We start from the raw sequence: 26,639 nt of genomic DNA on the forward strand, positions 1-26,639 counted from the left end.
ACTTGATGACCGCCCAACCTAGCCATGTACTAAACTCTCTTTCCGATATCATCCCAATACTAAAAAGACAACTCGAAAATATTTCAGAATAAAATTCATGATTCATTTCCCTTCTCTGTCCAAAAGGCATACCCTTATTAATAAAAGATTATCATACCGATTTTTCACATTTGGAATAAACAATGCATTATCCCGGATTATGAAATAGGATTCGTAATGAGTTACAACCGCAAGAAAATCACAATGAATGGAGATATTAGCATAGCACCGCTATGCTGAAATTGAAAACAACAACCATTGGGTATTTTAAGGCGATTTCAGCACGTAATACAATGTCTATTGCATATTTCGGGTTAAAAGGTAAATGAAGTATAGCTAGGCTGATAGGCTAAAACTTAGGTTTGAGAACAAATTCATGATAGGGTAATCGGCTATTGTGGGGTTTCTTATAATTACTTTGGCCTTACGGAAATGAGTTAGGTGCGAATACCCAAGGATGATAGGGGCATATTACTTGGAAGTGAGCCAATGTAGGATAAGAAAGTTTCACTGGATTGTCTTCATTCATAGCATGAAATTTCTAGCTGTAATTTACCCCTGTAGGAATCTTACTACTTAATTCGAGTTAATGGGACAGTGCGTTAAATTCTTAAAAATTGGAGCTCGATTCAGTGAGATGGGAGGATTGTTGCCTTTCCTAATTAGGAAAGGCTCAAATTTATTGATTTTAGCAACAATCAAATTGAAAAGACAATTGGATTATACATTGTTTAAGAGTAATTTTGGCTTTCGAAATAGAAATAAGTCTGACTTTCATTTCTTTTGCGTAAGTTACAAGGAATGTCAATTCAGAGAAAAGAACAGATCAATACATGAAAAGAGATCAATTAATATTTGACCTGATAGGAAAGGAAGAGGATAGACAGAAAAGAGGAATAGAGCTGATCGCCTCTGAAAATTTCACCAGTAAGCAGGTTATGGAAGCCGCAGGAAGCGTGCTAACAAACAAATATGCCGAAGGTCTACCCAATAAGCGGTATTATGGAGGTTGCGAAGTAGTAGATGAAATTGAGCAGATCGCTATAGATCGAGCCAAAGCACTATTTGGCGCATCTTGGGCCAATGTGCAGCCTCACTCAGGAGCACAAGCAAATGCAGCAGTATTCTTAGCATGTTTGAATGCAGGCGATGCTATTTTAGGTTTTGATCTTTCTCATGGTGGTCACCTTACCCATGGATCCCCTGTGAATTTCTCTGGAAAGCTATATGAGCCTCATTTTTATGGGGTAGAGGAAGAAACTGGAGTCATTGACTACGATAAAGTTGAAGAGCAAGCCAAAAAAGTAAATCCTAAACTATTGATTTGTGGAGCATCTGCTTACAGTCGTGATTGGGATTACGAAAGATTGCGAACAATTGCAGATGAAGTAGGCGCGATACTACTAGCGGATATTTCTCATCCTTCTGGATTAATTGCAAGAGGTTTATTGAATGATCCTTTGGAGTTTTGTCATGTAGTGACCACTACCACGCACAAGACCTTAAGAGGTCCTCGTGGAGGATTGATTCTTATGCGAGACGATTTTGACAATCCTTTTGGTTTGAAAAATCCTAAAGGTGAATTAAGGAAAATGTCTGCCTTATTGGATTCAGGTGTATTTCCAGGTACTCAAGGAGGTCCTTTGGAACATATAATTGCTGCTAAGGCGATAGCATTTGAAGAAGCTCTTTCTGACGAATACATGGAATATGTAATCCAAGTGAAGAAAAATGCAGCTGTAATGGCTGAAGCTTTTGTAGAAAGAGGCTACCAACTTATATCTGGAGGAACAGACAATCACCTTATGTTGATTGACCTTAGAAATAAAGAACTTACCGGCAAAATTGCTGAAAACACACTTGGCAAAGTGGACATAACCATTAATAAAAACATGGTTCCATTTGACACCAAGTCCCCATTTGTAACCTCGGGAATGCGTATCGGTACTGCTGCCATTACTACACGTGGGCTAGTAGAATCCGATATGTTGAAAATTGTAGACTTGATTGACCAGTCGCTTATGCATCATGATGATGAGGCGAAACTTGAAGAGATCAAAGCTACAGTGAACGACTGGATGGTACAATTTCCTTTATATTAAAATAAAAATAAGTGGCACTCGATCAATATAACGAAGAAGAAGAGGAAGACGAGAATGGCATGTCCTTTCTGGATCATTTAGAACAGTTGAGATGGCATTTATTGCGATCGGTTTCAGCTATTCTTGTTTTTATGGTCGCTGCATTCCTTTCTAAAGGTTTTGTGTTTGGTCAGGTGATTCTTGGTCCTGCCAAAGTAGACTTTGTTACCTACAGACTGCTTTGTCAGCTATCGGAAAAGCTTTCACTTCCAGCGCTTTGCATTGATCAACTCCCTTTCATCCTCCAAAGTAGGCAGATGACAGGGCAGTTTTCTATGCACATTACCTCCAGTTTGGTAGTAGGATTGATTGCAGCTTTCCCATATGTATTTTGGGAGATATGGAAATTTATCAGTCCAGGATTATATGCCAAAGAACGAAATGCCGCAAGAGGAGCAGTTTTCTTTGTTAGTTTATTGTTCTTCCTAGGTGCCAGTTTCGGGTATTTTATTTTATCTCCACTTTCCATTAATTTTCTTTCAAACTACCAATTGGATCCTTCCATTGCGAATGAGTTTGATATTACCTCCTATGTTTCCACATTGGTAATGTTGGTCTTGGCATCGGCAGTAATGTTTCAACTTCCGGTAGTTATTTATTTCCTTACACAGGCAGGACTTGTATCTTCTGCGATGCTAAAAGCATACAGGAGACACTCGATTGTAGTGATTTTAGTATTGTCGGCATTAATTACACCACCAGATGTAATTAGTCAGATCTTAATTGCTATGCCTATACTTGTTCTTTATGAAACAGGAATAATTATAGCAAAACGTTTGGAGAAAAAGCGTAGAGAAGAGGAAGACGAATTATAAATCAATAAAAATGTCAAATATTATTGCAATCGGAGGTGATCACGCAGGATTTACCTATAAGCAAGAGTTAATAGAAATTCTGAAGAAGCAGGGCTTTGAAGTAAAGGATTTTGGGCCATTCTCAGATGAATCTGTTGATTACCCTGATTTTATCCATCCATTGTGTAATGCAATGACCTCAGGAGAAATGGAGCGAGGGATTATTATTTGTGGAAGTGGAAATGGCGTAGCCATCACAGCAAATAAACATCAAGGTATAAGAGCTGCCATTTGCTGGAACGAAGAGTTGGCAGCACTTTCAAGACAACACAATGATGCCAATCTTATTTCAATACCAGCAAGATTTGTCTCTTTTGACTTAGCTAAAAAAATGGTTGATACCTTCCTTAGTACAGAGTTTGAAGGCGGAAGACATGCCCGAAGGGTAGATAAAATTGCCTGTAAATAATTTTAGGCAACAATACTCCTATAGGATCAATCCTGTTTACCCCTATATATGAGACCACTATTGGATCTGGTATATAGGGGTATTATTTTGGGGAGACCTTCAACCCACTGATCAAATAAACCTGCTTCATCGATAATGATTTCTGGTTGCATTTTTTTCAGGTCTTGATAGAATCTTGTCTTCCTTTCCATGTCCCCTAATTTTGTGAAGTATACTTCTGTAAGTCGGAAGTTAAGGTAGGGGCTTGCCATAATGGCGCTTTGGTAAGGGCTCAGCTCGTTACCCAAAACCATGACTGATTTACCTTCAAGTATATCATGATTTTTTGTACTTTTTAATTTATAAGCATTAAATGAGCTGTCATTCAATAGGTAAAAAGTCCAGCTATATCCTATAAGAGGGATTATTAGAAAGAAACTATAGCCAATAATAGTTTGAGTGAGTTTGTTTTTAGAGATAGTGAAAAAATGACTGATAAAATAGGTCAATACTGGAACTGCTCCAATAAACTGGTAAGGGCTAACCCTATCCATTAAAAAAAACATCCCAATATTAAAAAGCAAGAATAACAAAAACAATTGGTTGTGCTTCTGCTGATTTACAGTCATTCTTCTCATTACATTGTTTTTTAAATAACCTACTATGGCAATTAAAAACGGTAAGGAGAAAATGTAACTTAGATCTTTAAAATTGACATGATAGATCTTTTCTATTTTCAAGGCTAGGGTAAAGTACATTTCGATGAAATAGGACAATCCATCTTGCCAGAAATAGTACAAGGCACAAAAAACCACAGGTAAAAGGAATGCTGTAAGTATTAATGAAAGCTGCTGAAATGAAAAACCATTGATAAGTAATCCGGAAAAAATCAATAGGGGTAAAAACGCTATATAAGGAAAATGAAAACAAAAGGCAATACCAGCAAAAACGCCCATAAGCAGAATTGAAGGGACAGTGTTTGTGTTTACAGTAGTTTGGCTCAAAAGCCTTGATAGGGCCAACAATACAAATGTGCTTCCCATCAAAGCAGGTGAAAGTGTCATGAAGTCAAAAGACAGTTGAAACAATAAAATCATTACAAATGCAGGGATGTAATTAGAATCCTCATATGCATTGTTATTAATTAGCATACGATTTGTATAGTACACCTGAAAAAGTAAAATTAAAAACGCGAAAACCCGAAAAGATAGTGCGGAGTTTGAAAACAACAAGCCGTTTAGCCAGTATACCAAAGCGGAAAATGGCCCTGTGTTGTCAATAATGTCAACATATTGAAGGTTTCCAGCGGCCATTTGTTGTCCTAGAAGTCTCCAGGCCAGTTCTGGTTGCAATGAGGGGATGTCCATTAAATAATAAGGGATCTGTAGTAGAATGAAGAGGAAAAGGATTCCAGCCATTCTTAAGGGGTCATTAATTTTGAAAAATTCCAGCAAGGTCTATATTTATTTTAAACTCAATTTACGAAATTAAAGGTTACCCGTATATTTCACTAAATTTGTGGAGATTAAATATTTTAAAATGGAGAGTAAACGACAACAAAAATATTCTAAACTGATTCAAAAGGAATTGGGGGAAATATTCCAGAAGGAAGGAAGAGCAATAGTAGGCCAAGCCATGGTTACAGTTACCCGTGTTTTGATGAGCCCAGATCTTGCTCTAGCAAAGATTAATTTAAGCTTTTTATTGGGAGATAATACGGTTTTGTTTGATAAAGTAGAAAACAATAAAGGACAGATCCGAAAGTTTCTTGGTAGGAGAATAGGTAAATCCGTGAGGATAATTCCTGAATTGGCCTTCTTTTTAGATGAATCAGCGGCCTATGCCCAGCATATGGATGGTGTGATCTCAAAGTTAAGTATTCCTGAGGCACCAGAAGAAGATGAGGACGAGGAGGACGAAGACTAATCAATCAATAGATTAAAGTCCCAATTGAATAGATTGTCTATAAGCAAATGTATATTTTAGATTAATGCTGATTAAATAAAATTGAATCTCTCCTACTTTATAGCATCCAGGTATTTTAAAAGCAAAGCCAAAAAAAACTTCATTACAGTTCTCTCCAGAATATCTATGATAGGAGTAGCTGTGGGTACAATGGCCTTGGTGGTGGTTCTATCTGTTTTTAATGGATTGGAAGACTTGATCAAAGGTTTGTATGCTTCCTTTGATGCAGACCTAAAAGTAATGCCCTATGAAGGGAAATCTTTTGAAGTTGATGATGCATTTCTAGAAGAAATAGAAGCGTTGGAAGGAGTGGAGGTTCTGACAGAGGTGATTGAAGACAATGCCTTGGTAAAGTACGGAGATCATCAGGTTGTCGCTACGTTGAAGGGGGTGTCGGATAATTTTATTGCTCAAAATAGATTTAAGAATGGTCACCTTAGTGGTGAAATGAGTTTCGGGGTAGACAATCAGCCACAGGCATTGATAGGTCGTGGTCTGTCCTACTTTCTACTGCTTAACCTTGACAATGAATTCGACTTGATACAGGTTTTTTATCCTAAGGATCCAAAGTCTGGAAGTATTGATCCCTCCAGTATGTACAATCGAGAAGTGATAAAGCCAGGAGGGATTTTCAGTGTAGAAAAACAAATTGATGATGAATTTCTAATTGTCCCCTTGGATTTTGCTTCAAAACTCATGGATTACGGAGACAGAAGGACCGGTCTTGAGATAATGGTGGCAGAGGGGTATGATGTACAAGATGTTAAAGCCGAATTGAGAGAATTGCTTGGAGAAGCTTTTATTATTCAGGATAGTGATGAGCAGCATGCAAGCCTGATAATGACCATTAGGATAGAAAAGCTATTCGTGTTTTTGACACTTACCTTTATTTTGGCTGTGGCTTCCTTCAATATATTTTTCTCTTTGAGTATGTTGGCGATAGAAAAGAAAAAAGACATAGCCGTAATACTTTCCATGGGAGGTACAAAAAAACTTATACGCTCTATCTATTTAAAGGAAGGTGCCATAATAGCTTTTTCAGGTGCTTTAGTTGGTCTTGTGCTAGGCTTTTTGATCTGTTGGGTTCAGGATAACTATGGGTTGGTCTCATTGGGCGTAGGCTCATCTGTAATAGACGCCTACCCTATAAAAATGCAATGGACAGATTTTTTGTATACAAGTTTAAGTGTTGTAATTATCACAATGATAGCGTCTTATCGTCCTGCATTAATAGCCTCTAGGGTGAAGACCACCCTTCATTTGTAAGGTTTTAAATGTGAGATTTATTTAATTCTTTTAATTATTTCTGTAATTTGCAAACTGCCAATTTCGAAAAAAAGCACATTTTAGTTTAAATCTTGTTTTAATGAAAGTAGCTTCCGATAAGCCATTTGAAATCGTTTACTCCTTGTTTAACCATGAATTTTTAGGAATTCTTTTCGAGTCTTTTGCCGTCCAATTGGATGAAAAGGGCAGGTTATCATTTGCTTATCAGAATATTTCTTATCAAAATGCCAGAGAATTTGGAGAGCGGTTGGATGATACTGATCTAGAATTGATCAAGCTGATGGACAGTATGCAGCAAGAGGCGGTTGTTAAGAAGTACAATGTCAAGAATAATAAACCCAAAGAATTTTTAAGGAAGGTTTTTGATAAAGAGCACGCTACACTATCCAATAAGGAAGTTCAAAAGTTAATAGAGGCAAAATTAGAGATTACTCGCGCCAAAATATTAGAGAAAATTCAGCAGAAGCGTCTCTTTGAAATGGGTAATGATGGCAATCCTGTCTGGAAGGAAATAGCCATCATGCCTAAAAAAGCTTCTGTTTTGTTTCATTTCCGAAGGAATGAAGAAAACACCCACTATTTCCCAACAATAAAATACCAGGGGGAAAAACTTGAATGGCAATACAAAGGAAGCTATTTGATCTGTCATCAACCTGCGTGGTTGGTTGTAGATTCCATGTTGGTTAGCTTTGAAAAGGCCGTAGATGGTAAAAAACTATTGCCTTTTTTGAGTAAAAGGTTCATCGTTATACCGCGAAAAGTAGAAGACTCTTATTATAAGAAGTTTGTTACCCAACTTGTTGCCTCTTTTGATGTGTATGCCAAAGGATTTGAGATTAAAGTAGCACGTGACAATCCCCAGCCTATATTGTACTTGGGAGAATTACAAGGCAATCCAACTGTGGATATGTTTGGAAAGAAGCTGGCTTCAGACGAAGAAGAGAAGATGGTTTTCGATCTTAGGTTTAGGTATGGAGATTATTCTTTTAGAGCCGATCAAGTCAAACCTACCAATGTAGAACTGGAGAAAAATGGAGATGATTACGTTTTTTATAAGGTGGTAAGAGACTTGAAAAAAGAAAGCTTCTATGGAAACTTCCTAAAAGACAATGGGCTTTCTGTACGTTTGGGAAGGCAATCCATGCCTAAGAGGGAAGCCTACGAATGGATTATTAATCATAGACCGGAATTGGATGATCTAGGTATAATAATTCAGCAAACAGCCAACGAAAAAGGTAAAAATTATTTTATAGGAGCAGCTAAGATATCGGTCAGAATTAATGAAAAAATTGATTGGTTTGATGTAGAGGCTGTAATTACTTTCGGGGATTATGAGATTTCTTTTCAAAAATTCAGAAAATTACTACTCAAAGGCAAATCTGAAATTGAGTTACCAAATAAAGAGATTGGGATTATTCCCAAGTCTTGGTTTGTAAATTACGGTGAGATTTTTTCTTTTATTGAAGAGGAACAAAATGAAGATGGGAATTTCAAATTAAAGAAACACCATATTGCATTAGCTCAGGAACTGGAAAAGGGCAACCTGCTTAAATTGGGCTTAAGTGAGAGGCTTAACAAACTCAAGGATTTTTCAAATATTGATGATTATAAGTTGTCAAGTTATTTTAAGGGTACCTTGAGACCTTATCAAAAGGCAGGTTATAATTGGATGCGTTTTCTAAATGAGTACAATTTTGGAGGTTGTCTTGCTGATGATATGGGGCTTGGTAAAACGGTGCAAACGCTTGCCTTACTGGCCATGGAAAAAGAGCGATCAGAAGGGACGACTTCTTTATTGGTAATGCCTACTTCTTTGATATACAACTGGGAACTTGAAGCTAGAAAATTTACACCAAAACTAAAGATTCTTATCTATACAGGTACGCAGCGAATCAAAGACAGTAGTCAATTCGGGCGATATGATTTGGTCTTAACCTCATATGGGATTACCAGATTAGATATTGATATTCTTAATGAGTTTTATTTCAATTATATTATACTTGATGAAAGCCAGGCAATCAAAAATCCAGATAGTATAATATCAAAAGCAGTTGTTCAATTAAAAAGTAACCATAAATTAATACTTACAGGTACTCCTGTAGAAAATGGCACCATGGATCTATGGTCTCAGATGAATTTTATCAACAGGGGACTTTTAGGAGGACAGGCATCCTTCAAGAAGCAATTTTTGTTGCCAATTGAAAAGAAGAATGATAAAGATAAAATCCTGAAATTAAACGCGATGATCAAGCCTTTTATTCTTAGAAGGTTGAAATCTCAGGTAGCGACTGATCTGCCAGAAAAAGTGATCAATATCAAGTATTCTACCATGACCTCAGAGCAAGAACAGGCCTATGAGGATGTGAAGAATTATTTCAGGGAAAAAATTATTGATGAAGCAAGTCTTCCTGGTAAATCCCAGAAGTCTTTGACTTTATTGCGTGGACTTACTCAACTAAGGCAAATGGCCAATCACCCCAAAATGGCTGATGAAGCCTACGAGGGAGGCTCAGGCAAATTAGAGGACATTTCTCATATGGTGAAGTCAACTGTAAGTGAAGGTCACAAGGTTTTGATTTTCAGTCAATTTGTTCGGCATTTGGGCATTGTTAAGTCCTTCCTAAAGGAAGAGAAAATCCCTTTCGCTTACCTAGATGGCGCTACAGTAGATCGGCAGAGAGAAGTGGCCTCCTTTCAAGAAAACCCAGACATAAAAGTGTTTTTAATCTCACTGAAAGCTGGTGGTGTAGGTCTCAACCTTACAAAAGCAGAATATGTATTTCTTCTTGATCCATGGTGGAATCCAGCAGTGGAGGCTCAGGCAATAGATAGAGCCCACCGAATTGGACAAAAGAATAAAGTGATCATTTATAAATTTATTACCAGAAATTCTGTAGAGGAAAAAATCATGGCACTGCAAGAACGGAAGATGGCCTTGGCTGGGGAGCTTATTAGTACAGAGGAAAGCTTTATTAAGAGCTTGAATCAGGAAGATATAGTGGCCTTACTTGATTAATAACTATTTCTATAAATATCATACCCAATAAAAAATGCAAACAGCAATTTTAATCGTACAATGCAAAGACAATAAAGGTATTGTAGCTGCCGTTTCTCATTTTCTTTATGAAAACAATGGGAATATATTGGCCGTGGATCAGTATGTAGATGATGATTTAGGAGATTTTTTTATGAGGGCAGAATGGGAATTGGATTCTTTTGATATAGAAAAGGACCAAATTCTTCCAGAGTTTAAATCAAAGGTTGGGCACCGGTTTGAGATGGAATATTTCCTTTCATTTAACTTTCCAAAACCAAGAATGGCGCTTTTTGTATCCAAGCTTTCGCATTGCCTTTTTGATATTTTGAGTCGCTATTATTCTGGACAATTCAATGTGGAAATTCCACTGGTGATTTCTAATCATCCAGACTTAGAACCAGTGGTAAAAGCATTCGGTATACCATTTTACCATTTGCCTGTTACCAAAGAGAATAAGGTAGAACAGGAGAAAAAGCAACTAGAATTGATGGTAGCGCATCGCATTGATTTTGTAGTACTTGCCAGGTACATGCAGATACTTTCAGGGAATTTTATAAAACACTTTCCCAATAACGTGATAAATATTCACCATTCCTTTTTACCCGCCTTCGTGGGTGCCAAACCTTATCATGCGGCTTACAAACGTGGGGTGAAGATCATAGGAGCAACTGCACATTACGTTACCGAAGAACTGGATGCAGGGCCCATAATTGAACAGGATGTAGCTCGTGTTCGTCACCACAATACCGTAGAAGATCTTGTGCAGATAGGGCAAGACGTAGAGAAGGTAGTATTGTCCAAAGCCATCAAGTATCACTTGGCCAGGAAAATCCAGGTCGTGGGCAATAGAACAATTATATTTAATTGATCGATACGCTTCCTTAGCTGGTTTTTATTACCCTCTCTCCTTTAGAAGAATTGGGTTAAATCTTCTCCATTTCGATAAGAATATTGCCATTTACATCCTGAAGGATAAGATTTCCTGCGTGGTAAGTGTATTGCTTGCTGGATTCAAGATTAGTTAAGAATCGTTTTTCTAACTCTTTTAATTCACAGTTGCTTTTGTCTGAATATAGGGTTGAAAATTTAATTTGCTCTTGGTTATAAGTTGCACCACCTCTATAGTAATTGCATCCTGCAAACCCACCGATTTCTTGTCCCTCCTTGAAGATTAAAGAAAGTTTGGATAATTCCTCCTTGGAGGCTGGAGAACCTGTTAGGTCTTTTACTTTCCAATCATGGTTGGCTAAATCTATAGGTTCTGTTTTACATGAAAAACAGAAAGTGAATAATAGGAGTATAAGGCTTGTTTTAAGGTTAAAACTCATTTTATTTATTTGTTTAGTTTTACACATTGGATCAAAGAATCCTTTTGATTGTAAAACACCACAAACACTGTTCTAAAAGTTGTTTAACTTATAATTTTTCTTGGAATATCATGAGGAAGGCGGGTTAGTAGCTCATAGTTAACCTGTTGTGTTGACTCGCCAAAGGAAGCAACAGTGATTTCATTTCTTTTTTGGCGCCCTATGATCACTACTTCATCTCCTTTTTTTACTTCCTTCAAGTCTGTAACGTCCACGGAGATAGCATTCATGGTAACATTTCCAACCACGGATAAAATTTTCCCATGTATAAGCACTTTCCCCAGATTACTCAGGCTTCTTCCAAAACCATGACAGTAACCAACAGGAACCTGGGCTATGGTCATGTCCCTGGCTGCCATATAGCTGTTTCCATAGCCAATGAAATCACCAATTTTGATTCTTTTGAGACTCATGACCTTACTTTTCCAACTAATTAGCCGTTTAAGTGGGTTCTTTTTATTGGGGGCTAATTGCTTAAACTTAAACATGTAGGTTTCCTGACTTGGCCAAAAACCATATTGTGCAATCCCAATTCTGACCATATCCATTATTGTCTCTGGATAACTAAATGAAGCAGCAGAACATGCGGTATGGTAGCGGTCAAAATGAATTTCATTTTCATTGAACCAGGTTTTAAACGTATAATATTGCTTTATTTGATTTTGTACCCGTACATAATTGGCCACGCTTTCAGCACCTGCGTAGTGGGTGCACAATCCACACAACTGTAAGTGATTACTGTTTTCTTTCAAAGTATCTAAAAGAGCTTGCTTTTCATCCCATTCAAAACCTGTTCTATGAAAGCCTGTTTCGACTTCTACGTGGATCATGGCTTTTTTACCAGTTTCTTTGCTTTTAAGAACTGCAGACTCCAAGCGATCCATTTCAAAAACATAGAAACTGATGCCATTCTCAATTAAATAGGAAAGGTCTTCATTTTGAACCATACCCATAATCATAATCTGACTCTTTTTTGTGGAGGATTTTTGTACTCTTATGGCCTCATCAGTGCTAAATGCACTGAAATGTCTTATTCCTACGCTTTCGGCGATTTTTACTGTATTTTCAATGCCATGACCATAAGCGTTTCCTTTAATTACAGATGAGATGGTTACATTATCCCCTATTTGGCTTTTGATAAACCTGATATTATTGCTATAAGCACTTTTGCTTATTTCTATGAAAGAGGTATGGTCCATCTTTTTAGTGGTTTAGTTTTTTTATAATCTTATTGAACAAATCAACACCAATGGGCAATAGCTCATCTGGAAAATCATAACTGTTTTCATGCAATTGAGGATGATTCTCTCCTGAACCTATACCGAAGAGCATGCTTTTGGTCCCACTTGATAAGTTACCGAAATCTTCGGACCATCGAAAGGGAGTAGGGACAGTGTTTTTGTTAAGGGACAATTGATCCGCTGCATCTTCTACTATATCACAAGCCTCACTGTCATTTTCTACAGCTTGAAATTCTTCCCTAAAACTAGTAATCAATTCCAAACCATGCTCGGTAGAGACCTTTTTAGATAAAGTGATTGCGCTTTCGGTTAATGTGTCCATAACAGCATTGTCGAATGTCCGGAGAGTAGCCATGACCGTGGCAGCCCCTGGAGTGGTGCCAAAGGCTACTTCTCCAAGTTGAGCATGGATTACAGTTACCAAGGAAAAAGAATTAATTTGCTCTGGCAATTTTTGTAAGCCTGAGATCAATTGACACATGGCATTGGCTGGACTTATTGCATTTTCAGGATGGGCTGCATGACTTGTTCTTCCTTTTAATTCTATAATCATGCCTTTTGAGGCGGCGGTAAACGCGCCTTTTTTTAATATAACCTGTCCAAGCGGGTAGCCTGGTAAGTTGTGCAAAGCAAAGGAAAAGTCAGGTTTGACCTTTTGGAAATTAGGGGATTCTAATACTTGTTTAGCGCCTTCTCCAGTTTCTTCCGATGGTTGAAACAACAGAATTACCTTCCCTTTTTTTGGTCTTTGACTCGCTATTTTTAATCCTATTCCGGCAAGAATGGCCATGTGTCCATCATGTCCGCAGGAATGGGCTACACCTTCACTTTTACTTTTATATGGTAATTTGCTGTTTTCTAAGATAGGCAAGGCATCAAGTTCAGCCCTGAATAATGTCGATGGCCCATCTTCTTTGCCTTTGAAGACAATAGCTAAACCATTTATCCCCAAATCATCTACGATTTCATCTGGTGATAAATTTTCAAAAAACGACCGGATTTTTTTGGAAGTTTTTTGTTCATTTCCAGAAACCTCAGGTGACTGGTGAAGCTCTTTACGCAAAATACTTATTTCCTTAATAATAGAACTCATTTCAATTTTTCAATAAATAACATTGGCTGGGATTCCAAGCCAAGAGGCAGGGTTTGGGCAATTTTCTTTGTATTTTTCTTTCTCTGAAGATGAACATACCCCTGGGTAATCACCTTGTTTGTTTTCTAGATTTCGGATCATTTGAAAGTGCAAGTGGGGAGGCCAGTTACCATTTTCTATGGGAGATCCTAGATGTCCAATATTTTCACCTTTAAGGATTGATTGGCCAACGCTTAAACTTTTTAAGTCCTTTGTACTTAGATGGCCGTAAAGACTGTAGATGGTTTCCCCCTGCCAGAAATGTTCCAGTATGATAGTTGGACCATAGTTGCCAAAACCTTTATTGTCCTGAAAACTATGAACTACTCCATCAAAAGGACAATACACTTGGCTATTTGTATAGGACCAAATATCTATTCCTAAGTGGATATTTCGAAATTTTGAATCAGAGTTTTCTTTAAAAACTGTGCTCCTCCGGTAAATGTTTCGCTGTTCTAGATATCCTCCTATTCCAAATCTTTTGCTACTTTGCTTTAATAGTTTGTTGATGTATTCCTCAAAAACAATGGTGTCTAGCAGGTCTATTTTCTTAAGATCTGGGTTTTTTTCACTCATGTCCATCAAAATGGTATTGCTATCATTCAGATTTTCTCCCATTATGGGGTGAAATTCCTGATATTTGATTGACATACTGCTTTAATAGATTATATGGATAATTTGAAAATAATTTTCAATATAGGAAATTTAGTCTGTTGCAAAAGGGTAGCTTTCATTTTTCTTGCCAATGGGGAATCATTCAAATTTAATTGCCTATTGTATAGATAATATGCAATTTTGGAATATGGAGACTCACCCAAATATATCCTCTCAAAGTATAAGAGAGGCAAGAGAAAGAATAGACCATTTGGTCCATCGTACGCCAGTGTTACATTCTGAAGCTATTAATGAGTTGGCAGGTTGTGAATTGTTTTTTAAGTGTGAGAACTTTCAGAAAGTTGGAGCTTTTAAAGCAAGAGGTGCCGCCAATGCCGTTCTCAAATTGTCCAAGGAGGAAAGGGCGAAAGGAGTAGCTACTCATTCTTCCGGTAACCATGCCGCTGCACTCGCGCGTGCGGCCAAGGTGGCCAGAATACCTGCCTATATAGTGATGCCCGCCAATGCTCCTGATGTGAAGAAGAGGGCGGTGAAAGGATATGGGGGAATAATAATTGAATGTGAGCCGAATCTACTTGCCAGAGAAAAGGGTTTGAAGAATGTAGTGGACAAGTATGGTGCAACATTTATTCCTCCTTATAATCATCTCGATGTTATTGAGGGACAAGCGACCTGCGCTTTAGAGCTATTTGATGCGGGTTATTTACTTGATGTATTGATAGCGCCTGTGGGGGGAGGTGGATTGCTGGCAGGTACAGCATTGGCAACAGGGTTTTATTCTCCACATACAAAGGTGATTGGTGCAGAACCTGAAGGGGCTGATGATGCTAGAAGATCTTTTGTTGCAGGATATTGGATTCCTATAGAAAAACCTAACAGCATTGCGGATGGCCTTTTGACTTCATTAGGTGAGATTAATTTTGATATAATCTCCAACAAAGTAGAAGATATCTTAACGGTAGATGATTCTCAGATCATTGCTGCCATGCGAATAATCTATGAACGGATGAAAATTGTGATAGAACCGAGTAGTGCGGTGTCTTTGGCTATTGTATTAAAAAACAAAAGCTTATTTGAAGGAAAGAAAGTAGGTGTAATTTTATCTGGTGGAAATGTAGATTTGTCAAACTTGCCATTTTAATAGGATGGCTTCTATGCTTTGTACAATCCTGCTAGGGTTTTTACAACATGGTCTATTTCAGCTTTGTTGTTAAACCTGCTGAATGAAAACCTGACATTCTCCCTACTAGGATCTGTTTGAAGGGCATTAAGTACATGTGAACCTAGGCGAGCTCCACTGGAACAGGCTGATCCTCCTGAGACGGAAATCCCTTCTAAATCAAGGTGAAACAACAACATGCCTTGATTGTTTTCGGAAGGCGGAAAACTAACATTAAGTACAGTGTAAAGGCTTTTATCCAAGTTTCCAGACAATCCATTGAAAGTGACTCCTGGGATAACCTTCTCTATTTGCTCTTTAAAGTAAACTTTTAATTGCAGTATTTCCTGAGCATGTGATGCCTGATTATTGTAGGCCAGTTCAAGTGCTTTGGCCATGGCAATAATACCAGCAATATTTTCAGTGCCACCTCTATTGTTTCTTTCTTGACCTCCACCCAAAATCAATGGGTTTATCTTTTTATTTTTATTGATATAAATAAATCCTACACCTTTTGGGCCATGAAACTTATGAGCAGAACCTGAAAGGGCATGAATGGGGAGGGATTTCAGGTCAATGGGATAATGCCCCATTGTCTGAACCGTGTCTGAATGAAAATAGCTGCCATGCTTGTTACACAAGGCAGCTATTCTTTCAATATCATTAAGGTTTCCTATTTCATTATTGCCATGCATAAGGCTGACCAAGCTGTTAGGTTCTTTTTCTAACAATAAGGCAAGTTGATCTAAATTTAGATTGCCCTCAGCATCGCATTCAAGTAAACTTAATCGGATGTTTTTTTCTTTTGCCACCTGCTCTGCCACTTGCAATACTGCATGATGCTCCAAAGGAGAGGTGATGATATGTTCTATACCAAAAGTAGAAATAGCACCACATATCGCCATGTTATCAGCCTCAGTTCCTCCGGATGTGAAAACAATTTCTCCAGGGCTGGCATTAAGCAGACTAGCGATTTTCTTTCTTGCTTTCTCTAAAGCTTCTCTTGCGTTTCTGCCATGACTATGAACGGAAGAAGGATTCCCATAATTATTTTTATAATAAGGCAACATTACTTCCAGCACTTTCTCATCCATAGGAGTAGTTGCTGCATTGTCAAGGTAAATGGAAGCCAAATCGCTCATGGTATAAAATTGAATAATCTCAGATTATTTTTCTGAAATTATCTCTTTGATGTCCAAAATAATTTTATTCGCCAAATGATCAGCCGTAGCAGCAGTTCCTGATTCGGAATAAATACGAATGATTGGTTCAGTATTTGATTTTCTAAGGTGAACCCACTCTTTCTCAAATTCTATTTTCACCCCATCAATTGTATTGATAGGGTATTTTTGGTACTTGCGTTGGATTTTTTCGAGAATGCTGTCTACATTGATGGAAGGAGTAAGCTCGATTTTGTTCTTAGAGATAAAATAGCCTGGGTAGGTAGCTCTCAATCTACTGGCAGATTTTCCGAATTTAGCCAAGTGGGTTAGGAATAATCCTATACCTACTAATGCATCTCTACCATAATGAGACTCTGGATAGATCACGCCACCATTGCCTTCTCCACCAATAATTGCATTCGTGGCTTTCATTTGAGTAACTACATTTACTTCACCCACAGCTGCAGCATGGTATTCTCCTCCATGTCTTTCGGTAACGTCTCGTAAAGCCCTGGTGGAGCTAAGATTTGATACCGTATTCCCATTCTGGTTGGAAAGCACATAATCAGCTACTGCTACCAAGGTGTATTCTTCACCAAAGAAGCTTCCATCTTCATTTAAAAATGCTAGCCTATCCACATCTGGGTCAACTACTATCCCAAGATCAAAATTACCATTTTCCAATTTTAAGGAAATGTCTCGAAGGTGTTCAGGTAATGGTTCAGGGTTATGAGGGAAATCACCATTAGGTTCACAATACATTTCCTCAATGACTTCAACTCCTAAGGCAGTAAGCAATTTGGGGACTACAATGCCTCCGGAAGAGTTGACACAATCAATGACCACTTTGAATTTCCTAGCCGCAATGGCTTCTTTGTCGACAAGAGCCAAGTCAAGCACATGTTGAATGTGAATGTCAAGGTAATCTTCTCTTTGGGTGTAGCTTCCTAATTTGCGCACTTCAGCGAAAGTGAAATCCTCTTTTTCAGCTTTGTCAAGAACCTCTTTTCCTTCACTATCTGAAATAAATTCTCCTTGAGCGTTTAGTAGTTTTAGCGCATTCCATTGAATTGGATTATGGCTTGCCGTGATGATGATACCACCACCAGCATTTTCTTTAGGCACAGCTAACTCCACCGTAGGTGTTGTACTAAGTCCTAGATCTATTACATGAAGACCTAGTCCTTGAAGTGTGCTGGCTACCAACTGGGAAACCATCTGACCAGAGATACGTGCATCTCTACCAAGTATGATTTTTTTATTTGGTGAGTTCTCTAAAACCCATGCTCCATAGGCTGCTGAAAATTTTACTATGTCCAAAGGAGAAAGACCTTCTCCAGGTTTTCCGCCTATAGTTCCTCTAATACCGGAAATCGATTTAATTAATGCCATTTAAAGAATTTAATGGAGGGTTATAAAAATTAGTGTTTAGATGGTGCTAGTTCGTTTTTATTTGAATTTTGCCATCACCTTGTCAACCTCATTATCGGGATTGCCGCAAGAACTTGTCTCATCTACTTTTTTTCCACAGTAGCCACAAGTTCCGCCATCCTTATTTAGGTAAGGGTTTTGAGATGCGCATGTTCCTTTGAATTGTCCGTTTTTTAGGAAAATTAACCTAACAGACATCAAAATGAAAAATAATGCCACAAATGCCAATGTTAAATATACAGTTGTCATATCAATTTTATTTCTGCAAATTTACGTATTACTTTCAAAACGTTCATACCGATTTATAAGTTTCCTCTCTTTTTATGATTAATCCAGAAAAAAGGAAAAAGCAGTTAGCGGCTTTTGATCAACTACTGACCATCATGGATGAACTCCGTGAAAAATGCCCTTGGGATAAAAAACAAACCATTGAGAGTTTAAGGCACTTGACCATAGAAGAAACCTTTGAGCTATCGGATGCCATAATGGACAATGACCTCGACGAAATAAGTAAAGAGCTTGGTGATATTTTATTGCATATAGTTTTCTATGCACGTATAGGAGATGAAAAAAACGCCTTTGATATCGCTAAGGTGATTGAGCAACTTAATAATAAATTAATTAGAAGGCATCCTCATATTTATGGTGATACGGCGGTGGATAATGAGGAGGAAGTCAAGCAAAACTGGGAAAAGATTAAGCTTAAAGAAAAAGGCAATACAAGTGTGCTTGGAGGAGTTCCCAAGTCCTTGCCTGCATTGATTAAAGCGATGCGTATTCAAGAAAAGGCAAGAGGTGTTGGTTTCGATTGGGAGGAAAAACACCAGGTTTGGGAAAAAGTGGAAGAAGAGCTTGCGGAGTTTCGTGAAAATTTTGATGCCAGTGGAGAACTGCCTGTTAATAAAGAGGAAGCAACCAAGGAATTCGGTGATTTGATGTTTTCCTTAATCAACTATTCCAGGTTTATAGGTGTCAATCCTGAAGAGGCATTGGAAAAGACCAATAGGAAATTTATCTATAGGTTTCAATACCTTGAAAATGCAGCAAAATCTTCAGGTAAAACATTGTCTGAAATGAGTTTGGAGGAGATGGATGCCTATTGGGAAGCTGCAAAAAGTAAGGAGTAATTCATTAGATTTGGAATATAATTCTGATCTTAGGGTTATCCACCTTTGGGCCTTAGATTAATTTATAAAAAATATTATTTTTTCAAGTTTTCCACAATTTGACAGTTTTATTTGACGGTATAAGTAATTGACCTACAATATTTTAAGTGTTGCTTTAGTCTGGGTGTGGATAATTGTTGTTAAATGTGGATAAATATTTCTTGTTTTTTTTATTCCTCAAATGCGTTAAAAATAGGCTATTTTTAACCTTGATTCAGCTTAATTTGATACCGGAACAGCATTTGTTTTCAACTCCATTTTGGCCTCGGATTAGAATCTTCTTTGGTTTGGCTTGGAAGTGATTTGATTTACTACATGTATTGCAATCCAAAGACTGATTTTAAAGTGAATTCATCACTTAATCCAATACTCATTTAATGGTTCGGGTTAAATTTATGCCTAAGTAAATGGGATTGTTTGATTCTGATTTACATGAGATTTCAATACAAAAAAGCAGCGGGAAATAAGACTGAAATATGGATAGAGATTTTACAAAAGCTTTAAAACCTCTTCGATGTATTCCCTGTTGTTGGAAAGTCTGGGGACCTTATTTTGACCACCTAAACGTCCTTTTGATTTGAGCCATTTTTCAAATATCCCTTCCGAGGCAAAATGAAGGATAGGTAGTTTTAGAACCATGTCCTTGTATCGCTTTGCTTCATAATCTGAATTGACATTTCTTAATTCCTGATCTAACCTATGTAGAAATTCATCTTTATCTTTAGGAAATTTTACAAACTCAATCACCCATTCATGGGTACCTTGTTCATGGTTTTTATCAAAGTATACTGGTGCTGCAGTAAAATTGCTGATGGTGGAACCCGTTGCTTTGCATGTGATTTCCATGGCCTTTTCAGCATTTTCCACGATTAACTCTTCTCCAAAAGCGTTGATGAAATGTTTAGTCCTACCGGAAATTTTAATTCTATAAGGGTCTGTGGAGGTGAATTTTACTGTGTCACCTATCTTATACCTCCAAAGCCCTGCGTTGGTAGAAATCAATATTGCGTAATTTTTACCTTTTTCCACTTTGTCCAAGGGGATTATATTGGGATGTTTCCTTTCTATATCCTCCATCGGGATGAATTCATAAAAAATGCCATAATCAAGCATTAAAAGCAGTTCATCTGAATCTTTTTGATCTTTGATTCCAAAGAATCCCTCAGAGGCATTATAGGTTTCCATATAATGCATGTTCGGAGAAGGGATAAGACTTTCAAAAATATTTTTATAAGGTCCGAAAGCTACAGCACCATGAAAGAATACTTCTAGGTTTGGCCAAATTTCTAAAATGTTTTTACTATTGGTCTTTTCCAGTACCTTTTTAATCAATACCAGCGTCCAGGTAGGTACACCTGTGAGACTTGTTACGTTTTCTTTTAGCGTCTCATCGGCCATCTTTTCTATTTTTTTCTCCCATTCACTCATCAAAGCAACTTCAAGACTCGGTGTTCGAGCCATCTGCGCCCATTTTGGGAGATTTCTCATGATGACAGCAGAAATATCCCCTGAAAAGCTATTGTCATTGTAGTCAAGATTATTGGTTTGGAGGCTTCCTCCAATAGTAAGGCTTTTACCTGTAAATAATTTAGTGTCGGGATAATTATTGATATACAGAGACAGCATGTCTTTACCCCCCTTGAAATGACAGTCTTCAAGGCTTTCAGGAGAGACAGGAATAAATTTACTTCGTGAGGAAGTAGTTCCAGATGATTTCGAAAACCAATGGATAGGCGTTGGCCAAATTACGTTTTGCTGGCCTTTCATGGTTTGTTCAATATAAGGCTTTAGTGCTTCATAGTCGTGTACTGGCACCCATTGATTGTAGTCCTCGTAAGCAGAGATTTTCTCGAAATTGTACTTTTTCCCAAACTCAGTTTTTTTGGCTGTATGTATTAACTTGAAAAGAATTTCTCTTTGTGTTTCAAGTGGGTTATTTTTAAATTTTTCTATCTGACCAATTCGATTCTTAAGAATCCAGGTCATAAAAGTATTGATCAATTCCATAGTGGAGGTTTGGTCGGTTTTAAATTTTCCTTTTCAGCTCGAAATTTTTCCCCAGATAAACTTTTCTTACCTGCTCATCTGCAGCGAGTTCTTCGGCTGTGCCTGCTTTCAGAAGTCTTCCCTCAAACATCAAATAGGCACGGTCGGTAATGGATAAGGTTTCATTCACATTATGATCAGTGATGAGGATGCCGATATTTTTGTTTTTAAGTTTGGCTACGATGGTTTGAATTTCCTCTACAGCAATTGGATCTACTCCTGCAAATGGCTCGTCTAGTAACACAAAGTTCGGGTCTACTGACAATGCCCTGGCAATTTCTGTTCTCCTTCTTTCTCCGCCAGAGAGTACCATCCCAAGGTTTTTTCTTACATGGGTGAGGCTAAACTCCTCTAGAAGCTCTTCTACTTTTTCCTTTTGATCCTTTTTGGGGATCTTACTCATCTCCAGAACGGCCATTATATTTTCCTCCACAGTAAGCTTTCTGAATACAGAGGCTTCTTGAGCAAGGTATCCTATACCTAATTTCGCTCTTTTGTACATAGGTAGTGGGGTAATGTCCTGATTGTCCAGGTATACAGTTCCTCCATTTGGTTTTACGAGGCCCACAATCATATAAAATGAGGTGGTTTTTCCTGCTCCATTTGGTCCAAGTAGGCCTACAATTTCTCCCTGTCCTACTTCTACAGAAATATCGTTAACTACTTTCTTTTTTTTGTATATTTTAACTAGGTGCTCTGCCTTTAATATCATGTTTAATCAAATTTGATATCCTTTACGTAAAGCTGCAAACTGCTCGTATTTCTAAATGTATTTTCTCTTAATTCAAATGCTATATTAAATCGCATCTTGCTATTCAATAACTCATAATAATCAGCAAAGCCAAAGCCAATACAAACTGGCTTTGTGCTTTGTCCATCTTGAACGATTTCAAAGCGGAGATGTTTGTCTTTTAGGATACGTACATTTTCGGCGTAAACCTGATTGGTACAAAAGACAGGTTCGGGATTCCCAGGGCCAAAAGGTGTCATTTGCTTGAGGATATTATAAAATTTATAATTGATTTGATCAAGGATCAACTCATCATCAATTTCTAATATAGGCTTCATGTGAATTTCACTTATCCTTTCGCTAACTACAGCTTCAAATTTCTCCTGAAATGCTGGTACATTTTCGACAGCTAGGGTAAGTCCTGCTGCATATTTATGACCACCAAACTGCTCGAGCAAGTCACTGCATTCTTCAATTGCATCGTAGATATTAAAATCAAATACAGAACGCGCACTACCTGTAGCTTTATTGTTTGATTCAGTAAGTATAATGGTCGGTCTATAGTACTTTTCTATACACCTCGAAGCCACAATGCCAATTACTCCCTTGTGCCAGTCCTCCTTGAATAGAACAGTGCTTTTGAAAGCACCTTCTTCCAATTCCCTGCTTTCAATCATTTCTAATGCCTCACGAGTGATGTTTTCATCGAAATTTTTTCGCGCAGCATTTACGTCTTCTACGAGTTCAGCCCTTCGCACTGCTTCGTCTAAATCTTTAGCAATTAATAGTTCTACAGAGGCTTTTGCATGCTCTAATCTCCCGGAGGCATTTATTCTTGGGCCAATTTTGAAAACAATATCTGTAATGTTAATGTCTTTCTCTAATTTTCCTTTAAGTATTAGGGCTTTAATTCCCGGTCTGGGATTGTTGTTTAATCTTTCCAAACCAAAATAGGCAAGGATTCTGTTTTCCCCAGATATGGGGACAATGTCTGAGGCTATACTGATCACTAAAAGATCAAGGAAAGCATAAAGGTGGTTTTGATTTTTCCCCAAAAACTTTGTGTAAGCCTGTACAAGTTTGAACCCTACTCCACATCCACTTAACTCTTTGAAGGGATAGAAGCAGTCTGAACGTTTTGGGTCTAAAACGGCAATGGCCTGAGGGAGTATTTCTCCAGGTGTGTGGTGGTCGCAGATGATAAAATCTACACCTAGTTCATTGGCCAGTGCGATTTTATCCATGGCCTTAATTCCGCAATCCAACGATACAACGAGGCCGAAATTGTTTTCAGCTGCATAACGCACTCCTTTTTCGGAAATGCCATAACCCTCTTTGTATCTGTCGGGGATGTAAAAAGCTACATTGTCATAAAATGATTTTATAAAGCCATAAAATAATGCCACAGAAGTGGTTCCATCTACATCGTAATCTCCGTAAATAAGTATTTTTTCTTTGTTTTCTATAGCCTCATGTAACCTTTTTACGGCATTGTCCATGTCCTTCATTAAGAAAGGATCATGGAGCTTGTCCAAATCGGGACGGAAAAATTCTTTTGCTTGTTGGAAACCCTCAATGCCACGATTCACCAAGACATTCGCTAATGTCGGGTTAACGTTGATTTCATTGCTTAGGTATTCTACTAATTCCGAATCTGCCTTGCTTTTATGTTTCCATCTAAAGTCCATGGCGTGCAAATTACAAAACAAACAGGCGATTCAACTAAAAAAACACCTTAATAATTCCAATAAAAATTGACAGGTTTACTTAAAGTCCATACATTGAGATCCTTATCGTTTAGTCGATCACCTCAGTGAGAACATCTTTAAGAGGCACTCTTTGTCCGTCTTTGTAGGGAACAATCCAGGCTTCTTTCACGCCTATTTTTCTTAATTTTTTCTTGAACTGATCTGCCATTTTGTAGTCTCTAAATTGGCCTAATACATACTTTATGTACCCTTCTTCATCAATGATTTTCAGATCACTTCCATTCTCTGTAAGGTCTCTCAGGTCAAATTCATCGAAAGCAGCCAATTGTACCTTAAAAACAATGCCTTTTTGCCACTCATCTATATTGGATTCTGAATTCCCATTTGCTCCTTGATTGTTTTGAGTACTCATGCTCATTACCTGACTGGCCAAACGATCTATTTCGCCTTGTTTATCAGCGATCTTTTGCTCAACATGGGCCATTTTTTCAAGAAGGTAATTGTTTTCTTGTGCTATTCTGTCCTTGTCTTCAACCAAGGCTTTGAAAGCTTCAGGACTCATTTCCTTTTTTTGTTGCTTCCAGGATTTATACTCTTCTTTGGTGAGCCCACCAATAGTTTTAGAGGAACAGTTAAAAAAAACTGTGGCGATTATTACTAATAGTAATGTTTTGGTAAAAGTCATTTTAAGGCACGTTTAAAATCCAGTTCTTTGTAAGATATAGACAGTCAAAAGATACAAAAAAATAGTTATTATCCTTCTTATCTCAAGAAAAATCATAACTTCCGACCAATTCAAGTGAATTTGATCGGAAGTTATTCAAGGAAAGGTGCTTAAACGTTTACATGTCTCTCAGCATGGTAAGAGGATCTGACCAAAGGTCCGGATTCTACATATTTTAAGCCTCTCTTAAGTCCTTCTTCTCTATATGCATCAAATTGGTCAGGGTGAATAAATTCAGCAACTTCAATGTGCATTTTAGTGGGTTGCAGGTATTGGCCGAGTGTAAGTATATCACAGCCATGCGCTGCAAGGTCATCCATTGCTTTATGCACTTCATCCTGTTTTTCTCCTAAGCCTAGCATGATACCTGTTTTGGTACGTTTGCCAAATTCCTTTGTAAGCTTAATTTGTTCCAGAGATCTGTTGTACTTGGCTTGTGGTCTTACTCTCCTATACAATCTTTCAACAGTTTCTACATTATGAGAAACAACTTCTTGTCCCGCACTAATCATTCGGTACAAGGCTTCCCAATTCCCCTTAACGTCTGGGATGAGGGTTTCAATGGTGGTTTCTGGAGAGCTTTTCTTGGTTTCAGCTACTGTTCTATACCATATATCAGCGCCTTTGTCCTTGAGCTCATCTCTGTTTACAGAGGTAATTACAGCGTGTTTTACCTGCATTAGCTGAATTGCTTCAGCAACCCTTCTTGGTTCATCTTCGTCGTACTCAGGTGGTCTTCCTGTGGCTACAGCGCAGAAGGAACAGGATCTGGTACATACATTTCCTAATATCATAAAGGTAGCCGTACCCGCTCCCCAACACTCACCCATATTAGGGCAATTGCCGCTTTCGCAGATAGTGTGTAGCTTGTGCTCGTCTACCAATTTGCGTACATGCGCATATTCTTTTCCAACAGGTAATTTTACCCTCAACCAATTCGGTTTTTTTCTTCTGGTTTGTTCTTCAGAAATTACCGGTAATTCTATCATATCGGTTTTTTAAGTCCGTTCAAAATTAATCATAAAATGTGAGTTAACCCAAAGATGGATGTTACTACCTATCTTCTAAAGCCATAGAATAAGGTGACATAAGCAGATTGGAAGGTCTGTCTGTTTTCCGTAGTTGGCATCAAGGGAATCTCTTTGGTAAAACCCTCAAATTGATACCCTAGTTCCAGCCCTGTTACGTTTGACTTAAAAAAACCAAATTCAAAAGTTATTGCTGCTTTGGCATTTCCCCCAAAAGCAATTTCAGAATCGCCAATTCCCTCAAATAGTCTCCCTGGACCGAGTATGTCCCACTTGCTTTGGTGGATGCTAGGGTCATACTGCTGGCGTCTTGTGTCTGATTGACTATAGTAATATTCCACATAATAGGGAGCTATTAATCCAATGGAAGGGCCAATTGCCGCCAGGAATGAAATCTGGACTCCCTGATGGGGTGCTTTTTTGAAGGCGATTATTTCTCGACCGTATTGGGGCCTTATTGCGTAGAGGTAATTTGATTTTCCAAAAATATACGTATTCCCTAAATTTGATGGGTACCTGACTTCCTTGGGGTTTTTGACATTGGCCAATTCCAAATTGAAAAACTGAAAGAGATTGTCATCTATCCTTGAACCAATTTTAAAACTAACACCGCCAATTAAACCTCCGTTGGTATTTTTATTGATTCCAAAGAGAACCTCTTTGTCATAGTCATAGTCTCCGGACTCCTCCTCTTGAGCCAATAAATTGAAAGAAGAACCTAAAAGAAGGGCAAGGAATAGGAAATATTTCATTTCTTTAGTCATAAATGATCAGCAATTTAAACGCTAAATTTACATTTATTGTTACTTATTAGGTATTAAAAATAAAGAGATTAAGTTTATCATGCAAAAGCTTCATCGTTTGCTGCTGATATAAGTGTCTATTTCCTTTTGAAAGATACCAATAAAATTCTCTTACTACACAAATCTTAAGCCCTGAGAAAAGGGTGGCGTAAGTTGCAAATATTGATTGCTGCAGAAAGGAAGTTTTTTTGGCTTTAAAAGTAAATAGGAAATAGCCATAGCAAAGTCTCAAAATTACTAGACATAGGCTAAAGATGTGAGAAGCGTTAAGGGGAGAGTAGGCTATATACTAGGGGTTTTAAACAATAGGGCTGTTTTCATATTAATGCTTTGTCCTTTAGACCATATGTAATGATTATTCTTAATTACTTGGGGATAATTTTAAGTCCGCCTTTTTCGTTGTTAACTTTGGTTTATCAATGGGTAACAATTTTAACCCGGATTAAGTAATAGGATTTCTCCGCCCTGACAATGTCAGGGGTGAAGCCTGTCCCGTGTTTACGGGAAGTGTTGCAATCGCAAGAAAATCAGGCTGTTTGGAGATTTTAACATAGCACCGCTATGGTGAAATTGAAAACAGCAACTAAGTGGCTGATTTTGAAGCGATTTCAGCA

Annotated in this window: 23 protein-coding genes; 9 read left to right on the forward strand and 14 right to left on the reverse strand. The window is 37.8% G+C overall.

Going from position 1 to position 26,639, the window contains the following annotated elements; translation table 11 throughout:
• The first annotated feature begins 872 nt into the window (after nucleotides 1-872).
• The 3 genes from AC13EX_RS09125 to rpiB are packed head-to-tail and all read left to right on the forward strand — an operon-like array spanning nucleotide 873 to nucleotide 3,443.
• Entirely contained in the window at nucleotides 873-2,141 is a 1,269-nt protein-coding gene (locus AC13EX_RS09125) for a serine hydroxymethyltransferase (protein WP_482892437.1), read from the forward strand.
• 11 nt (nucleotides 2,142-2,152) lie between these two features.
• Nucleotides 2,153-2,995, forward strand: coding sequence for a twin-arginine translocase subunit TatC (gene tatC, locus AC13EX_RS09130; protein ID WP_048640901.1), 843 nt, complete (start codon nucleotides 2,153-2,155; stop codon nucleotides 2,993-2,995).
• Nucleotides 2,996-3,005: 10 nt separating this feature from the next.
• Nucleotides 3,006-3,443, forward strand: a complete 438-nt coding sequence (gene rpiB / locus AC13EX_RS09135; protein WP_048640900.1) for a ribose 5-phosphate isomerase B — start codon at nucleotides 3,006-3,008, stop codon at nucleotides 3,441-3,443.
• Nucleotides 3,444-3,469: 26 nt separating this feature from the next.
• Here the strand turns inward: rpiB and AC13EX_RS09140 are convergent, their stop codons facing one another.
• On the reverse strand, nucleotides 3,470-4,840 hold the full coding sequence (locus AC13EX_RS09140) for a hypothetical protein (protein ID WP_482892438.1): 1,371 nt from the start codon (nucleotides 4,838-4,840) through the stop codon (nucleotides 3,470-3,472).
• A gap of 121 nt (nucleotides 4,841-4,961) precedes the next feature.
• On the opposite strand from AC13EX_RS09140, the gene rbfA reads away from it, so the two are divergent.
• From rbfA to purU, 4 genes are all read left to right on the forward strand, one after another.
• Nucleotides 4,962-5,348 (forward strand): 30S ribosome-binding factor RbfA, encoded by a 387-nt coding sequence (gene rbfA, locus AC13EX_RS09145; protein WP_048640898.1) that lies wholly within the window; start codon nucleotides 4,962-4,964, stop codon nucleotides 5,346-5,348.
• Nucleotides 5,349-5,429: 81 nt separating this feature from the next.
• Nucleotides 5,430-6,653, forward strand: a complete 1,224-nt coding sequence (locus tag AC13EX_RS09150; RefSeq protein ID WP_339716847.1) for an FtsX-like permease family protein — start codon at nucleotides 5,430-5,432, stop codon at nucleotides 6,651-6,653.
• Between the two features lie 100 nt (nucleotides 6,654-6,753).
• Nucleotides 6,754-9,690 carry a DEAD/DEAH box helicase gene (locus tag AC13EX_RS09155; RefSeq protein WP_482892439.1) on the forward strand — a complete coding sequence of 979 codons (2,937 nt, stop codon included), beginning with the start codon at nucleotides 6,754-6,756 and terminating at the stop codon, nucleotides 9,688-9,690.
• 34 nt (nucleotides 9,691-9,724) lie between these two features.
• Nucleotides 9,725-10,579, forward strand: a complete 855-nt coding sequence (purU, locus tag AC13EX_RS09160; RefSeq protein ID WP_048640895.1) for a formyltetrahydrofolate deformylase — start codon at nucleotides 9,725-9,727, stop codon at nucleotides 10,577-10,579.
• A 55-nt stretch (nucleotides 10,580-10,634) separates the two neighbouring features.
• On the opposite strand, the gene AC13EX_RS09165 is transcribed toward purU, so the two are convergent.
• The 4 genes from AC13EX_RS09165 to AC13EX_RS09180 form a co-directional block, all read right to left on the reverse strand.
• On the reverse strand, nucleotides 10,635-11,039 hold the full coding sequence (locus AC13EX_RS09165) for an META domain-containing protein (protein WP_048640894.1): 405 nt from the start codon (nucleotides 11,037-11,039) through the stop codon (nucleotides 10,635-10,637).
• Nucleotides 11,040-11,122: 83 nt separating this feature from the next.
• Complete coding sequence (gene alr / locus AC13EX_RS09170; protein ID WP_482892440.1) at nucleotides 11,123-12,277, reverse strand: alanine racemase; 1,155 nt, start codon at nucleotides 12,275-12,277, stop codon at nucleotides 11,123-11,125.
• Between the two features lie 4 nt (nucleotides 12,278-12,281).
• Complete coding sequence (locus AC13EX_RS09175; RefSeq protein ID WP_048640892.1) at nucleotides 12,282-13,412, reverse strand: amidohydrolase; 1,131 nt, start codon at nucleotides 13,410-13,412, stop codon at nucleotides 12,282-12,284.
• 9 nt (nucleotides 13,413-13,421) lie between these two features.
• Nucleotides 13,422-14,102, reverse strand: coding sequence for a peptidoglycan DD-metalloendopeptidase family protein (locus tag AC13EX_RS09180; protein WP_048640891.1), 681 nt, complete (start codon nucleotides 14,100-14,102; stop codon nucleotides 13,422-13,424).
• A gap of 151 nt (nucleotides 14,103-14,253) precedes the next feature.
• On the opposite strand from AC13EX_RS09180, the gene AC13EX_RS09185 reads away from it, so the two are divergent.
• Nucleotides 14,254-15,207 carry a pyridoxal-phosphate dependent enzyme gene (locus AC13EX_RS09185; RefSeq protein ID WP_482892441.1) on the forward strand — a complete coding sequence of 318 codons (954 nt, stop codon included), beginning with the start codon at nucleotides 14,254-14,256 and terminating at the stop codon, nucleotides 15,205-15,207.
• An 11-nt stretch (nucleotides 15,208-15,218) separates the two neighbouring features.
• On the opposite strand, the gene AC13EX_RS09190 is transcribed toward AC13EX_RS09185, so the two are convergent.
• Genes AC13EX_RS09190 through AC13EX_RS09200 form a run of 3 tightly spaced genes read right to left on the reverse strand, consistent with a single transcriptional unit; the run spans nucleotide 15,219 to nucleotide 18,068 of the window.
• A complete protein-coding gene (locus AC13EX_RS09190) occupies nucleotides 15,219-16,367 on the reverse strand; it encodes a cysteine desulfurase family protein (protein WP_482892442.1) in 1,149 nt (382 codons plus the stop codon).
• A 24-nt stretch (nucleotides 16,368-16,391) separates the two neighbouring features.
• The gene (gene glmM / locus AC13EX_RS09195; protein WP_482892443.1) at nucleotides 16,392-17,780 is read right to left on the reverse strand and encodes a phosphoglucosamine mutase; all 1,389 of its coding nucleotides are present in this window, start codon (nucleotides 17,778-17,780) and stop codon (nucleotides 16,392-16,394) included.
• Between the two features lie 57 nt (nucleotides 17,781-17,837).
• Nucleotides 17,838-18,068, reverse strand: a complete 231-nt coding sequence (locus tag AC13EX_RS09200) for a hypothetical protein (protein ID WP_048640888.1) — start codon at nucleotides 18,066-18,068, stop codon at nucleotides 17,838-17,840.
• 74 nt (nucleotides 18,069-18,142) lie between these two features.
• Here AC13EX_RS09200 and mazG point away from each other — a divergent pair, with 74 nt between their 5' ends.
• Complete coding sequence (mazG, locus tag AC13EX_RS09205) at nucleotides 18,143-18,946, forward strand: nucleoside triphosphate pyrophosphohydrolase (protein WP_339716859.1); 804 nt, start codon at nucleotides 18,143-18,145, stop codon at nucleotides 18,944-18,946.
• Nucleotides 18,947-19,474: 528 nt separating this feature from the next.
• On the opposite strand, the gene AC13EX_RS09210 is transcribed toward mazG, so the two are convergent.
• The 6 genes from AC13EX_RS09210 to AC13EX_RS09235 all read right to left on the reverse strand — a co-directional run bounded on the left by AC13EX_RS09210 (nucleotide 19,475) and on the right by AC13EX_RS09235 (nucleotide 25,986).
• On the reverse strand, nucleotides 19,475-20,992 hold the full coding sequence (locus tag AC13EX_RS09210; RefSeq protein WP_482892444.1) for a GH3 auxin-responsive promoter family protein: 1,518 nt from the start codon (nucleotides 20,990-20,992) through the stop codon (nucleotides 19,475-19,477).
• A gap of 19 nt (nucleotides 20,993-21,011) precedes the next feature.
• Nucleotides 21,012-21,743 carry an LPS export ABC transporter ATP-binding protein gene (lptB, locus tag AC13EX_RS09215; RefSeq protein ID WP_048640885.1) on the reverse strand — a complete coding sequence of 244 codons (732 nt, stop codon included), beginning with the start codon at nucleotides 21,741-21,743 and terminating at the stop codon, nucleotides 21,012-21,014.
• Between the two features lie 2 nt (nucleotides 21,744-21,745).
• Nucleotides 21,746-23,449, reverse strand: a complete 1,704-nt coding sequence (recJ, locus tag AC13EX_RS09220; protein ID WP_482892445.1) for a single-stranded-DNA-specific exonuclease RecJ — start codon at nucleotides 23,447-23,449, stop codon at nucleotides 21,746-21,748.
• Between the two features lie 109 nt (nucleotides 23,450-23,558).
• Nucleotides 23,559-24,155, reverse strand: a complete 597-nt coding sequence (locus AC13EX_RS09225) for an SPOR domain-containing protein (protein ID WP_482892446.1) — start codon at nucleotides 24,153-24,155, stop codon at nucleotides 23,559-23,561.
• Nucleotides 24,156-24,304: 149 nt separating this feature from the next.
• Nucleotides 24,305-25,183 carry a lipoyl synthase gene (lipA, locus tag AC13EX_RS09230; protein ID WP_339716864.1) on the reverse strand — a complete coding sequence of 293 codons (879 nt, stop codon included), beginning with the start codon at nucleotides 25,181-25,183 and terminating at the stop codon, nucleotides 24,305-24,307.
• A 68-nt stretch (nucleotides 25,184-25,251) separates the two neighbouring features.
• Nucleotides 25,252-25,986, reverse strand: a complete 735-nt coding sequence (locus tag AC13EX_RS09235) for a hypothetical protein (RefSeq protein WP_048640881.1) — start codon at nucleotides 25,984-25,986, stop codon at nucleotides 25,252-25,254.
• Between the last annotated feature and the right edge of the window lie 653 nt (nucleotides 25,987-26,639).

This window comes from Cyclobacterium sp. L-R (assembly GCF_056859355.1).